The following is a 13,516-nucleotide window of genomic DNA, read 5'->3' on the forward strand; positions in this document are numbered from 1 at the left end:
ACAAGGTGGCCATCGAGGCGATGGGCTCAGAGGTGAATAGCGATGCAGGCGGGATTTTCGGCTGGTCATCCTGTTATCGACTGCCGTGGATGGGTTGATGGCGTTCATTAAACGGACGCTGCAACGCAGGCCGTTTTTTGCAGGGAGCCCTGCGTGATGGGATGGCAACTCGGGATTGGCGCGCGGCCTTTTGAGCCGCCGCCTTTATCGAAGACAAACCCGCGTGAAGAAGCTAGGGCATAAAGCCCTAGCAGGTATCACTTTTTCTTTTTCGGCGATTTCTCTGACTTCTCGGTTTTTTCTGACTTCTTCGCCTTTTCTGGCTTGCTATCCGCTTTTTTTACAGACTTCTTTGGTTCGGCTTTTACAGATTTCTTCGGTTCGGCCTCTTTTTTCTTGTCTTTCTTCTCGGAAGACTTTGAAAGAGCCGATGCTGCTGCGGATTTTTTTGCGGGTGAGGACTTTTTGTCTTTCAATTCCTTGCTGGCTTTCGAAGCGTCACCTTTGCTTTTCTTCTCGTCTTTAGCCACGTTGCCCACCTCTCGGAGTATGCCGATATTGGCAAATCGCCTGTGCAATTCGTCACAAGCTAATCGTTAGGTAAGCGTGTTCAGCGGCGGTTCAAATTTTTGCTGTGTCGAAATCGACTGACCGATTGGGTGTCGCCTTTGCAGATCCAGGTTTTCAGCAATCTTGTATCGGGACCGTACGGCACAACGGCGAGCAATCCCTTCTGGTTGGCAACAGGCGTGGTGTGAACGCCCCCGTCGCCGACGAAATAATGAACGCGTGGCGGCCTCACGTTTCAGAACGGTATGCGCCAAGCTTTGATTGACGGGAGATAGGCAATGGGGGTCGCGTTACAGCGGGCCCGCTGATGATGAGCGAATTGAAAAAACAATGACCGCTTAATCTCAAACCGCCAACGAACTACCCGTCACGAACATTACAGCTATCAACCTGGAGACACGCCATGCGACCTCAAACATCTTTTATATTCGACCTCGATGGCACGCTCACCGACAGCGTTTACCAAAACGTGGCGGCGTGGAAAGAGGCTCTTGATTCCGAGGGCATCCCGCTGGCTATGTGGCGTATTCATCGCAAGATCGGCATGAGCGGAGGGCTCATGTTAAAGACCCTGTCGCGTGAAACGGGTGTAACCATTACTGCAGCGCAAGGCGCGACGTTAAGTAAAAAACATGCCGCTGCCTACGAGGCCCTCAAAGGCCAGATAACGGCACTTCCAGGTTCAGTCGAGTTATTAAAAACACTGACTGAAGAAAATAAACAGTGGTGCATCGCTACCAGCGGCGGTTTGTCTACTGCCAAGATCAATTTAGAAGCGCTTGGCTTGGATATTAACGAGATCAATATAATCACCCGCGACGATGTTAAATACGGCAAGCCGGATCCAGATCTTTTCCTTGCCGCAGCGCGCAAGCTCAACGTGCCGATTGAGGATTGTGTGGTAGTGGGAGATGCCATATGGGACATGCTTGCGGCAAGGCGCTGCAAGGCGACAGGCGTCGGCTTGCTTTCCGGTGGCTACGATATCAGCGAGCTTGAAAGAGCCGGAGCGCTGAGGGTGTACGAGGACCCGCAAGATCTTTTGCAGCATTTAGAGGAAGTCGCCTCCAGGCCGTGATTTCCCACAACCCATCCAGGTTTTTAACAGCCGTATGACGCTGCCCGATGGATATCCAAAGCGCTGTAATCGAATGGTGTGCCAAAACCCTATTCAAGCAGCCTGGCAGGCACACAATGAAATCGACTGAAGGGACTCTCCAATGAGCGCAATCTGCAAACCCTATGGGATCAACACGCTGTGCGCGGCGGTATTGGCTCCATTGCTCGCCGCCTGTGCGGGCAACAACTCGCCCTCTAATGTCGTCGCGCCGGGGGATACCAAATCGCCCACTACGCAGTCTCTGGATGCAGGCGCCGCACTGCTTCAATCACGCCCGCCGATAGACGCATTGAATGCCTACCTGGATGGCTTCCATTTTTATAACGGCCATATGAATGCCCAGATGGAGGCCCACCATTACTGCGCCATCCTCAACGAGGAAGTCATCCAGTGTGTGATCTACGATGGCAATCGCAAGGACGCCAAACTGATGGGGGTCGAGTACATCATCAGCGAACAATTGTTTGCCGGTCTGCCCAAAGCCGAGCAAGCGCTTTGGCACAGTCATGTTCACGAAGTGAAATCAGGTCAGCTCATAGCGCCCGGCATCCCTGAAGTAGCCGAGCATGCATTGATGGAAAAACTCGTCCATACCTATGGCAAGACGTGGCATACCTGGCATACCGATCTCAATAAAGACCTGCCCCTGGGCGTGCCCCAGCTCATGATGGGTTTCACAGCAGATGGGCAGGCAGACCCTCAGATGGTTGCAGATCGGGATCGTCGATTCGGCGTCGATAGCGCGCAAAAGAAGAACGCGCGAGTGGACATACCGGCCCCGGCCGTTGCGCCAGGCGCGGATGGGTGGCGTCAGGGCAAGGTTTTCCAGATCGTTGATCCGACGAACACGCCGCATCAGCACTGACGTCATCGCGCATTAAACGCCAATAAGAAAAAGGCGCTCCGAAGAGCGCCTTAAAAGGAATTATTGCAGGCTTACTTGACGCTGGTCTGGCTTGCCGGCGGTACCGATCTGGATGCGTTTTGGCTTGGCTTCTTCGGGAATCACTCGAAGCAGCTCGATTGCCAACAGACCATGGGTGAGCGATGCACCCTGCACCTCGATATGGTCAGCCAGCCGGAAGGACAAGCGGAACGCCCGCTGCGCAATCCCTTGGTGAAGGTAAGTCACCTTCTCGTCGTTTTCACGTTTTCCACCAGAAACGTTCAATACGCCATTTTCAACCTGAATGTCTATGTCCTCCTCAGTAAGACCCGCCACTGCAATCACGATGCGGTATTGATCATCACCGTGTTTCTCGACGTTATGAGGTGGATAGGTGTTACCGGCCTCGCTACGAAGCGCCGATTCAAACAGGTCGTTGAAGCGATCAAAACCCACAGACTGACGAAACAGAGGGGCCAAAGAGAGAGTAGTAGCCATAGCAAAATCTCCTGAGTTTTCTCCAAGTGATTTAAGACGCGACCCGTTTGCGGCATCGCGTAAAACCGAAAATAGGTACTACCAAAACATTTTCAAGGGCATCTCGAAAAAAATTTTCCAACTCAAAATCTTGGGTGAAAACCTTGCGCACAGCGTGCCGCGCAGGCGCAGGTCTGAAGCGATTTTCTCTCGCCAGAACGCGCCTGCAGCGAGCGAATGCGTCAGCTGCTTGAGGGCGGCGCTTGCTACTCAGACAGGTCGCGGTGCCGCAAAAGCCAGCAAAGCAGGCCCAGTACCAGCGTCGCGAAACCTAGCGCCGCGATGGTCGAAGCCGGAGTGACGGCCGAATCGAGGATGACAAATTTTCGGCTCAGGGCCAGCAATGCAATCATCAGTACCGTTCTGACCTGCACGACGCTGTTTCGCCTGAGGGCGGGTCGCACTATCGAATGCTTGAATTCCAAGGCAATCAATACCGTGAAAATGGAGCCGAATAACGCTTGGAATGCGTTGTGATCCAGCGGATCAATGGCTCCCCCTATCAGAAGGGGCACTACATTCCTGCAGAGTTGCAACACGGCGATAACGATCACCAGCGCTATGATCAGGCTCAGCGTCAGCACCACCAGTTGCTCGAAGCGTTCATAGGCGCTCATCAACGCCCACTGGATTTTAAAGTTTTTGAATGTCGAGTTATTCTCACGATTTTCTGGATGAAGCTTAGACACGACCTCTCTCCTCTTGTCTTGGAGGACTTATGTAAGACGCTCGAAGTAAGTTCATGAAAAGATAGCTATTGCCTTGAGTTTCAGGACTGCTGATCTGCGCTTAAGATGCGCACCGTTTCACGGGTTGATCAGGTAGGGGCATACGAATTTAATATCAAGGACGTCTCTTGAAAAAGTCAGAGCTTCCAGTCAAAACCTGTGCTACCTGTGGGCTTCCTTTCACATGGCGAAAGAAATGGGCCCGTTGCTGGGACGAAGTACGCTATTGCTCGGAGCGCTGCAGACGCGGCAAATCACTCAAATCCTGAATAAAAAAAAGGGCCCTTTAAGCCCTTTTTGTGTTCAAGCGAAGTTTACTTGGTCAGCCAGGACTCAACCGTGTCAGCGCCGTGCTTGCTTTTCCACTCTTTCAAGCCTTTGTGATTACCACCTTTGGTTTCAATGGTTTCTCCAGTGTGCGGGTTTTTATAAACCTTCACCTGACGAGCTTTGCGGGTGCCCGCTTTTGGCGCCGGTGCAGTAGCGCGGCCCTTGGATTGTGGATCGAGCAGGTTGATCACGTCTTTGAGGCTATAGCCATACTTTGCGAGCAAATCGCGAAGCTTGGTTTCAAATTCAATTTCTTTCTTTAGACCGGCGTCGCCTTTAAGCGCTTCGAGCGCTTGAAGTTGCTCAGCCAGGTGTTTTTCGAGTTGACGAAATTCTGCGAGTTTAGACATGGGAAACCTCTTCTAGATGTGTTGTTACGTTACACCAAAAAAGACATGTGCATGAACTGGTAAACCTGTCGACACGCATCCGGGGTCATGAATTGAATCCCATAGAAAGAGTAAGTTCAGCTACCGGGAGAATAGAAATCCCGTGCCTGGACCGTACCTACCGGCATTAAACAGTCCAAAGCTGATCGACACGGGTCGTGAAACGTTGGCTCAATCATCTCTCTTCGCATGCCCCAATCCGGATCGATAGGCACGCCGGCCAAGCGCATCGTCCCCCTGCTCCACCGGCCGTTGATTGCATCCAGAACGCCCATGACCTTCTGCGTAGTGACCATAATGCAAACGCCAAATACTGACTATTGGTGAGTGTCCGCCTCTTCAGCCGGATAAAACTCGCCCTCCTTCCCCATCTTTTTCAACCGTTCGCGCACGATCAACTCAACGCTGGCCACTGCCGCCTGATCGTCAGGGTTGACCAACTGCAAGCACAGGCGTTGGACATTCTGGTCGTGCGTGCCCTCGCTCATCATTTCGTGAGTGAAGACTTGTTCACCACGCCATAGGCACAGCTGGGTATGCGTCTCGCCCAGCCATATCTCGTTGATTGATCCAAGGTCGGCCGTCGCCAGTTGATCCACGGTGATTGTCTTATCCATAGCGCTGTACCTTACCGATGAGTAGATACAGGTAGACTTGCAGGCGTAGTGGGTCGTTCCCGGCGTCGGCCGTTCAACCGCACCAGTGGTGGTCAACCACGCGCCAAACGAAAAAACACGCCGAGGCGTCTATTGCGTAAATCCAGGCTTTGCCTCCCGTGCAATTATTGCCCCCGGGTACTGAATGACTTGCCCGGCCAGTCGATGACCTTCGGCAGCTGCTTGCTGCGGTATGCCTCCTTGCAGCCGACAGGCCAGGTAAGCGGCACTGAACGCATCACCGGCGGCGGTAGAATCAATCACCCTGGCAACCCTGGTCGCAGCGACTTCGTGCAACGCCCCCTGGTACTGAAGCAGGCAGCTCTGCGCACCGCGCTTGATCACCACCTCATTCACCCCCATTTGCCGGTAGCGTTTGAAGATCGACTCGACGTCGGCCTCCTCGAACAGGGCCTGCTCATCGTCAAGGGTCAACAAGGCCAGATCCAGATGAGGCAGCAGGCGTTGATAGGTCTCTGTCGCCTGCTGACGGTCGCGCCACAGGCGGGGCCGGTAGTTATTGTCGAATACCAGTTTGGCGCCGCGCGCGCGCGCCGCGATCAATCGCGGCAACACGCGATCAAGTCCCGCTTCACCGAGCACGGCCAGTGTGATGCCGCTCAGATAGAACACGCGATAGTCGTCCAGCGCCGTCAATACTTGCGCAGCCGCAGCCTGGGTAAAACACTCGCGGACGGCGGCTTCGTTGCGCCAATACAAAAAACGCCTTTCGCCCTGGGCGTCAGTCTGAATGCAATACAACCCCGGCAGGCGTCCCGGCAGACGCTGCACCAGCGACAGGTCCAGCCCCTCACTGGCCCAGGCGGCGCACATGGCATCGCTGAAACTGTCATCGCCCAGCGCCGTGACATAAGACACCTGCCATTTGGCAGCGAGCAGGCGACGCAAATAAACGGCCGTGTTCAGCGTATCGCCGCCAAAGCTCTGGTTTAGCTGGCCATCAGAGCGTTGTTGCAGTTCGATCATGCATTCGCCGATCAGGGCAATACGCAGAGCCGCTTGGGGCGGCGCAATGAAAGTCATGACGTTCAATTATCCGATGCAGTTCATAAACAGCCCCTCGCACGGGAAGGGCCGAGGCATAAAACGGTGTTCAAGCGAAGATCAGTTGCACCTTCGCCGCTTTGCTTTTGTCGCCGGCCAGCTCCAGTGCCTCAACCACCTGGTGCTGATTGAACTCAGCGGACAGCAGCGGGAGCGGATCGATACGGCCACTCTCCAGCCAACGCACCGATGTGGTGAATTCGTCGATAAAACGGAACGAGCCGACCAATTTGATTTCTTTGACCAGCAGCAGGCCCAGCGGCATCTCGACCGTGTTGTGGCCCATGCCCACTTGCACCACCGTGCCTTTGGGACGCGTGAACGCTGCCGTGGAGGCGATGGCTGCCGGTGAACCGGAGGCTTCGAAGCAGACATCGAAGTACCCACCCTCCTCGGCCCATGGCGCGGTGCGTGCGGTGTCGGTCGGGTCCACGGCGAGCGTCGCGCCCATTTGCAGGGCCAGTTCGCGGCAGCGCTCGCTCATGTCGGTGGCAACCACTTCGGCGGCACCCGCTTTGAGCGCGGCCGCCATCACCAGGCACCCGATCGGGCCGGAGCCGGTGACCAGGACCTTTTTGCCCACCAGGTCACCGGCCTGATGCACCGCGTGAATGGCGACAGCCAACGGCTCGGCGAACACCATCACGCTGTCTTTGGAGCTGTCGGCGTACGGCACGCATTGCTGCTCAGTCACGGCGACGTAGTCAGAAAAACCACCGTTCACATGGGGGTTGAATTGCGCGCTGCCCATGAACTTCATGCTGCGACAGACATTCTGTTTGCCCTCCAGGCACAGTGCGCAGCGGTTGCACGGCTGCGACGGGTTGACTGCGATCCGCTGCCCCACCTTCAGTGTGCTGCCCGTGGGCACGGCCGCAATCACCCCGATGAACTCGTGCCCCAGCACCAGCGGGTTCTTGAGGATCGACATGCCCGCCTTGGCATGCTGGTAATAATGAATATCGGAGCCGCAGATCCCGCCGCGACTGACCTTGACCAGGACCTGCTCCTCGTCGGAGTACGCCAGGGGCAGCGATGTATGGCGTACGTCCTTGATCCCGTAGGCGACACAGGCGCGGTTTTCGATTGTTTGAATGGCCATTGCGATTTACCTCATGCCTGGGAAGGTTTGCCCAGCGGGCGGTCAGATTCAGGTGCGGATTTGGATTGCTTGTTTGGCAGCTCGACGACTTCGATCTTACCCACCAGAAAGGTGTAAGCGAGCAGCCCCATCAATGCCACGGCGGCGATGTAAAACATGGCGTACTGAAAGCTGTGGGTGCGCTCCAGAATCACCCCGATAACAATCGGGCTGATGATCCCCGACAAATTGCCGAAGATATTCAAAAAACCACCCAGCGTGCCGATCAGGTGCCGTGGAATGACGTCACTGCACACCACCCAGCCAAGATTGGAGAAGGCATTGGCGAAGAACGCCACGGACAGAATCGCGATGGCAATCACCGGCTGGTCTTCGAAAAAATTCACCAGGCAAATGCTGGTCGTTACCGCCAGCCCGCACATCACCGGAATCTTGCGCGCCTTGGTGCGCGAATGACCGCGCTTGAGCAGCATATCGCTGAGTACGCCGCCACACAGCACGCCGCACATGGCCATCAGATACGGGAACATGGCGCCGATCCCGGCGGTGGCAATCGACAGGCCCAGGCCTTTTTCCAGATAAACGATGAACCAGGTAAGGAAGAAATACAGGGTCGAGGACGCGGCGAACTGAGCGATAAACAACCCCCACACCGTCGGCTGACGCAGCACGTGGCGTACGTCCGGCCAGTTGACCCTGGTGCTGTTGCCTCGCTGGTTGGCCGAACCATAGCCACCACCGTCGCGGATCATGTCCAGTTCTGCCTGGTTGGCCTTGGTGCTGTGCTGGGGATCGCGATAGGCGATCAACCAATAGATGCCGAAGACGATGCCCACTGCCCCAGAGAGGTAGAAGGACGCTTCCCAGCCCCAGGTGGCGACGATGTAAGACAGCACCGGCGTCAGCACCGCCAGGCCAATGTACTGCGCGCTCGAATAGACCGCAGTGGCTCGCGCCCGCTCATGGTCGGGAAACCAGTTGGCGATGATCTTGGTGTTGGAAGGAAACGATGGGGCTTCAGCGACGCCGATCAGCGCGCGGCAGACCAGCAGCATCACAAACGACGCCGACGCGGTGGCGAACATATGATGGGAAGCGAAGCCCATGACAAATGTGAACACACTCCACAGGATAATCGCGCTGCCGTACAAGCGTCGTGGCCCCACGCGGTCGAGTACGTAGCCGACAGGCACCTGGCTCATGGCGTAGAACCAGGTGAACATCGAAAACAGCAGGCCCAACTGGGTCGGTGACAAGGCGAACTGGCCTTGAATCGCCGAGCCGGCCACCGACAGGTTGGCGCGGTCCATATAGTTGATTGCCGTGACCACAAACAGCATGGCCAAGACCGAAAGTCTTGCGCGTGTGGGTTTCATCGCTCTACCTATTTATTTGTATTTATCAGGTAAGTGCTTGCGCCCGCGGGCATGGCGAACAGGCAATGCCCGCCTTATCGAACGGCCCCGATCAGAGCGTGGCCAGCCAGCCTCCATCGACATAAATAATTTGGCCGCTCACATAGTTAGAGGCCTGGGATGAGAGGTAGACCGCCGTGCCGATCAACTCATCGGGGCGCCCCCAGCGTTGGGTCGGGTTGCTGCTTTTAACCCAATGATCGAAGTCCGGATTGTCCACCAGGGCCGCGTTCATTTCGGTCAGGATGTAACCCGGCCCGATGGCGTTGCACTGGATATTGAACTGCGCCCATTCAGCGGCCATGGCCTTGGTCAGCATCTTGATGCCACCCTTGGCAGCCGTATAAGGCGCAACCGTGGCGCGGGCCGCTTCGCTGGTCAGGGAGCCGATGTTGATGATCTTGCCGCCACGCCCAGCGGCCACCAGACGCTTGGCCACCGCCCGGCCAACGATGAAGGCACTGGTCAAGTTGACGTCCAGCACTCGCTGCCAATCGGCCAGCGCCAACTCGAGCATCGGCTGACGGTGCTGGATACCTGCGTTGTTGATCACGATATCGACCAGCACGCCCTGGCTGTCGAGTTCGCGGAACATCGCCTCCACCGCCGCTTCATCCGCGACATTGAACAGATGACCCGTGGCGCGATACCCCTTGGCAGTGAGCTGGCCGACGGCGTCTTCCAGACGCGCCGCGTCGGTGCCATTGAGGATCACCGTGGCACCCGCCTCTGCGAGCCCAAGTGCGTAGGAGAAACCCAGGCCGCGAGTGGAACCGGTTATCAGTGCGGTGCGTCCGCTCAAATCGAAAAGTGATGACATGATTTCCTCGGTGTTCAGCGTTTTTTATTCTTGGAACAAAGCCCCGATACGCCTGGCGACGCCACAACTTAACTAATAAGTTGGCCGTAAAAATACGAACTCATGGGACAACCTGAGGCTATCCTGATCTCGAATCGGCGCAATAATCAAGAAAAAAATCCACTTTCTCCCCTTCAATGTATTTACTTCTTAGATTTATTGGCGGAAGGTGCTAAAAGAATCAAACTTATGTGACGAGTTGAAAACCACAAAAATGAACCGTGAAATCGTCAAAACGCAAAACACCGTCAACGCTGTTTACGAGCAGATGAAGCACAACATTCTGGAGGGTCTCTGGCCGCCCGGCAGCAAGCTGCCCTCCGAATCCGAGCTGATCGCCACCTTCGACGTGAGTCGGGTCAGTGTGCGCAGCGCGGTCCAGCGGTTGCGCGGCCTGGGCATCGTGGTAACGCATCAAGGCAAGGGCACCTTCGTCATCAAGGACCTTGAGCAGCACGGCGTGCTCAATGACAGCCAGCCGATCATGCATCTGTCCCAGGAAGAATTCGAAGACATGCGGGTGTTTCGCGAGGCCGTGGAGTTTCGCTGCATGGAACTGGCAGTCAAGCACGCCACCAGCGACGACATCGCCCTGCTGGAAGCGGCCCTGAACCGGATGCTGGTGAACAAGGACGATTACAAACGCTATTCCCAGGCCGACTTTGACTTCCACTACGCCATCGTCAAGGCCTCGCACAACAAGATCTTCATCCATGCCATGGATTCGATCCGGCACATCTACCTGTATTACCTCGAAGAGTTGAATCGCGTACTGGGGATCACCCTGGAAAGTGTCAATGCGCACATCAAGGTCTACATGGCGATTAAAAACCATGACGCCGTGGCTGCGGCCGAGACCCTCAACGAGGCGATGGCCAACAACGTAGACGCGATCAACGAGGCACGGCTCATCGAGTCACGCAGCAATGCCGGCGACGGATTCAAGACATAAGCAAACGACAGCTCAATGGGAGAGCGAGATGGAATCCATAACAATCACAAATGTAAAAACGATTCTCACCGCGCCAGGCGGCATTGATCTGGTGGTGGTAAAAGTGGAAACCAACCAGCCGGGGCTCTACGGCCTGGGCTGTGCAACGTTTACCCAGCGTATCTTCGCGGTCGAGGCGGCCATCGAGCAGTACATGAAACCCTTCCTGATCGGCAAGGATGCGCTGCGCACCGAAGACATCTGTCAGTCGGCGGCCGTCAGCGGTTACTGGCGCTCCGGGCCGATCATGAACAACGCACTGTCCGGTGTGGACATGGCGCTGTGGGACATCAAGGGCAAAGTCGCCGGGTTGCCGGTCTACCAGATGCTCGGCGGCCGCTGCCGCGATGGCGTGCCGTTGTACCGCCACTGTGACGGTGAAGATGAAGTCGCAGTGGAAGACAGCATTCGCGCAGCCATGGAAGAAGGCTATCAGCACGTGCGCTGCCAGATGGGCATGTACGGAGGCTCTGGCACCGAGGACCTGAAGCTGATTGCCGGCAAGCTGGCCAGGGCGAAAAACATCCAACCGAAAATCTCACCGCGCAACAAGACCCACGGTATCTACTTCGATCCGGATGCCTACTTGCGTGCCGTGCCCAAACTGTTCGATCACCTGCGCGACAAGCTGGGTTTCGGTGTCGAGTTCATTCACGACGTGCATGAACGCGTGTCGCCGATCGCCGCCGTGCAATTGGCGAAGAACCTCGAACAACACCAGTTGTTTTTCCTCGAAGACCCTGTTGCACCGGAAAACATCGAGTGGTTGAAAACCCTGCGCGCACAGAGTTCGACCCCGATTTCCATGGGTGAACTGTTCACCAACGTCAACGAATTCAAGCCGCTGATCCAGAACAACCTGATCGACTTTATCCGCTGCCATGTCAGCACGGTCGGCGGCATTACACCGGCGAAAAAAATCGCCACCTTCGCCGAGTTCCACGGTGTGCGCACGGCGTGGCATGGCCCGGGCGATATCTCGCCGGTCGGCGTGGCCGCCAACCTGCACCTGGACCTGAGCACCACCAACTTCGGCATCCAGGAATGGACCCCGCTCAACGACAATCTGCTGGACGTCTTCCCTGGCTGCCCGGAAATCGACCGTGGCTACGCCTACCTCAGTGACCGGCCGGGTATCGGCGTGGACATCGACGAGGAGAAAGCCAAGCGCTATCCGTGCCAGGGCGGCATTCCAAGCTGGACCAATGCACGCCTGCCGGACGGCACGGCGGCGCGTCCCTGAAAGGTCCCGGGGGCGACGTCGGTCACCCCTCGCCTGGCGTCTGCGCCAAGGCCCCGGCGCTGATCCGCTGCACCTGAATGCAACACCCTCGATTACAACAATAATGAAGGGCTATTCATGAACACCATCAAAGAGACTGCTCTCTCGGCAGGAGACACCCGTGCCACCCGCGGGTCCAAGTCCGAGCGTTTTGCGATCAAACGCTGGCTCTACCTGATCCCGCTGATCTTCATCACTTACAGCCTGGCCTATCTCGATCGGGCCAACTACGGCTTCGCCGCCGCCTCCGGCATCGAGCAAGACCTGAACATCAGCAAGGGCACGTCCTCGCTGATCGGTTCGCTGTTCTTTCTAGGCTATTTCTTCTTCCAGGTGCCCGGCGCCATCTATGCCCAACGCTACAGCGTGCGCAAACTGGTGTTCTGCAGCCTGATCCTGTGGGGCTTCTGCGCCATGGCCACGGGCCTGGTGACCAATATCCCGATGCTGATGATCATTCGATTCTCACTGGGGGTGGTGGAGGCGGCAGTGATGCCGGCGATGCTGATCTTCATCAGCAACTGGTTCACCCGCAAGGAACGCTCACGCGCCAATACCTTTCTGATCCTCGGCAACCCGATCACCGTGTTATGGATGTCGGTGGTTTCCGGCTACCTGATCCACGCCTGGGGCTGGCGAGAAATGTTCATTATCGAAGGCGCACCGGCGGTGCTCTGGGCGTTTGTCTGGTGGCGTCTGGCGCGGGACAAACCCGAGGAAGTCAGTTGGCTGACTCGCGAGGAGAAAGACCGACTGGCCGCCACACTGGCCGACGAACAAAAAAACATGAAGGTGATGCGCAACTACCGTCAGGCATTTACCTCACCCTTGGTGATCAAGCTGTGTCTGGTGCATGCACTGTGGAGCATCGGCGTGTACGGCTTCATCATGTGGCTGCCGTCGATCATCAAGCAGGCCTCGGCGTCTGACATCGTCACCACCGGCTGGCTGAGTGCCGTGCCCTACGTGGCCGCAGTAGTGACCATGCTGGCGGTCTCCTGGGCCTCGGACAAAACCGGGCAGCGTAAACTGTTCGTCTGGCCGCTGCTGGCCCTCGGCGCCTTGGCTTTTCTGGGTTCTTACTTGCTGGGTTCGACGCACTTCTGGCTGTCATTCACCCTGCTGACCATTGCGGCGGCGGCGATGTACGCACCTTACGGTCCCTTCTTTGCGTTGATTCCGGAGTTGCTGCCGGCCAACGTATTCGGTGGCGCCATCGGGCTGATCAATGCCTGTGGCGCGCTGGGCGCATTTCTCGGTTCGTGGATCGTCGGCTACCTCATCGGCCTGACAGGCAATCCGGGAGCGGCCTATATTTTCATGACCGCAGGCATGCTGGCGGCGGCCGTCATCATGGGGTTAGTGGTGGTAAGCGAGAACCGCAGGTAATAAGACCACCGCTGAAATGATCGGATGGCCCCAGGACAACGATAGCGAGCCCGGGGCCTCGAACTTCCGGTGTCGGCCCTGCTTTGGGCGAAGTCGGTCCCAGTGGGGCGCATTGAGCGCTGTGCCTTGCGGCGTTCAAAACAGTCAGCGCCTGGTTGTTATCACTGCCCTCCTGAATGCCATAAGGCACACCAGGC

Annotated in this window: 15 protein-coding genes and 1 pseudogene; 6 read left to right on the forward strand and 10 right to left on the reverse strand. The window is 56.7% G+C overall.

What is annotated here, in order from left to right:
* Positions 1 to 257: 257 nt before the first annotated feature.
* Positions 258 to 539: a hypothetical protein gene (locus NTD89_RS01240; RefSeq protein WP_262206181.1), complete on the reverse strand. Its 282-nt coding sequence runs from the start codon at positions 537 to 539 to the stop codon at positions 258 to 260.
* Positions 540 to 973: 434 nt separating this feature from the next.
* On the opposite strand from NTD89_RS01240, the gene NTD89_RS01245 reads away from it, so the two are divergent.
* Both NTD89_RS01245 and NTD89_RS01250 read left to right on the forward strand, forming a co-directional pair.
* Positions 974 to 1,648, forward strand: coding sequence for an HAD family hydrolase (locus NTD89_RS01245; RefSeq protein ID WP_145163545.1), 675 nt, complete (start codon positions 974 to 976; stop codon positions 1,646 to 1,648).
* Between the two features lie 142 nt (positions 1,649 to 1,790).
* Positions 1,791 to 2,555: an OBAP family protein gene (locus NTD89_RS01250; protein ID WP_242200124.1), complete on the forward strand. Its 765-nt coding sequence runs from the start codon at positions 1,791 to 1,793 to the stop codon at positions 2,553 to 2,555.
* A 60-nt stretch (positions 2,556 to 2,615) separates the two neighbouring features.
* Here the strand turns inward: NTD89_RS01250 and NTD89_RS01255 are convergent, their stop codons facing one another.
* A complete protein-coding gene (locus tag NTD89_RS01255) occupies positions 2,616 to 3,074 on the reverse strand; it encodes an Hsp20 family protein (RefSeq protein WP_145163542.1) in 459 nt (152 codons plus the stop codon).
* Between the two features lie 245 nt (positions 3,075 to 3,319).
* Positions 3,320 to 3,730, reverse strand: coding sequence for a phosphate-starvation-inducible PsiE family protein (locus NTD89_RS01260; RefSeq protein WP_124528285.1), 411 nt, complete (start codon positions 3,728 to 3,730; stop codon positions 3,320 to 3,322).
* Positions 3,731 to 3,969: 239 nt separating this feature from the next.
* Between NTD89_RS01260 and NTD89_RS01265 the strand changes: the two genes are divergently transcribed.
* Positions 3,970 to 4,110, forward strand: a complete 141-nt coding sequence (locus tag NTD89_RS01265; RefSeq protein WP_242200127.1) for a DUF2256 domain-containing protein — start codon at positions 3,970 to 3,972, stop codon at positions 4,108 to 4,110.
* 45 nt (positions 4,111 to 4,155) lie between these two features.
* Here NTD89_RS01265 and NTD89_RS01270 read toward each other — a convergent pair whose 3' ends face one another.
* From NTD89_RS01270 to NTD89_RS01300, 7 genes and pseudogenes are all read right to left on the reverse strand, one after another.
* Entirely contained in the window at positions 4,156 to 4,521 is a 366-nt protein-coding gene (locus NTD89_RS01270; RefSeq protein ID WP_145163538.1) for a histone-like nucleoid-structuring protein, MvaT/MvaU family, read from the reverse strand.
* 166 nt (positions 4,522 to 4,687) lie between these two features.
* A pseudogene (locus NTD89_RS01275) lies at positions 4,688 to 4,844 on the reverse strand (DUF4113 domain-containing protein); the annotation flags it as partial.
* A gap of 33 nt (positions 4,845 to 4,877) precedes the next feature.
* Positions 4,878 to 5,177 (reverse strand): hypothetical protein, encoded by a 300-nt coding sequence (locus NTD89_RS01280; RefSeq protein ID WP_262206187.1) that lies wholly within the window; start codon positions 5,175 to 5,177, stop codon positions 4,878 to 4,880.
* Between the two features lie 129 nt (positions 5,178 to 5,306).
* On the reverse strand, positions 5,307 to 6,260 hold the full coding sequence (locus NTD89_RS01285; protein WP_262206189.1) for a sugar kinase: 954 nt from the start codon (positions 6,258 to 6,260) through the stop codon (positions 5,307 to 5,309).
* Positions 6,261 to 6,330: 70 nt separating this feature from the next.
* A complete protein-coding gene (gene idnD, locus NTD89_RS01290) occupies positions 6,331 to 7,383 on the reverse strand; it encodes an L-idonate 5-dehydrogenase (protein WP_262206191.1) in 1,053 nt (350 codons plus the stop codon).
* An 11-nt stretch (positions 7,384 to 7,394) separates the two neighbouring features.
* Positions 7,395 to 8,759 carry an MFS transporter gene (locus NTD89_RS01295; protein ID WP_262206193.1) on the reverse strand — a complete coding sequence of 455 codons (1,365 nt, stop codon included), beginning with the start codon at positions 8,757 to 8,759 and terminating at the stop codon, positions 7,395 to 7,397.
* Between the two features lie 91 nt (positions 8,760 to 8,850).
* On the reverse strand, positions 8,851 to 9,618 hold the full coding sequence (locus NTD89_RS01300) for an SDR family oxidoreductase (protein ID WP_145163526.1): 768 nt from the start codon (positions 9,616 to 9,618) through the stop codon (positions 8,851 to 8,853).
* A 253-nt stretch (positions 9,619 to 9,871) separates the two neighbouring features.
* On the opposite strand from NTD89_RS01300, the gene NTD89_RS01305 reads away from it, so the two are divergent.
* The 3 genes from NTD89_RS01305 to NTD89_RS01315 all read left to right on the forward strand — a co-directional run bounded on the left by NTD89_RS01305 (position 9,872) and on the right by NTD89_RS01315 (position 13,319).
* Positions 9,872 to 10,609, forward strand: coding sequence for a FadR/GntR family transcriptional regulator (locus NTD89_RS01305; protein WP_262206195.1), 738 nt, complete (start codon positions 9,872 to 9,874; stop codon positions 10,607 to 10,609).
* A 28-nt stretch (positions 10,610 to 10,637) separates the two neighbouring features.
* Positions 10,638 to 11,891, forward strand: a complete 1,254-nt coding sequence (locus NTD89_RS01310; protein ID WP_262206197.1) for an enolase C-terminal domain-like protein — start codon at positions 10,638 to 10,640, stop codon at positions 11,889 to 11,891.
* Positions 11,892 to 12,008: 117 nt separating this feature from the next.
* Entirely contained in the window at positions 12,009 to 13,319 is a 1,311-nt protein-coding gene (locus NTD89_RS01315) for an MFS transporter (protein ID WP_145163520.1), read from the forward strand.
* The last annotated feature ends 197 nt before the right edge of the window (positions 13,320 to 13,516 follow it).

The organism is Pseudomonas sp. 14P_5.3_Bac1, assembly GCF_025466135.1.
In the GTDB taxonomy this organism is placed as follows: Bacteria; Pseudomonadota; Gammaproteobacteria; order Pseudomonadales; family Pseudomonadaceae; genus Aquipseudomonas.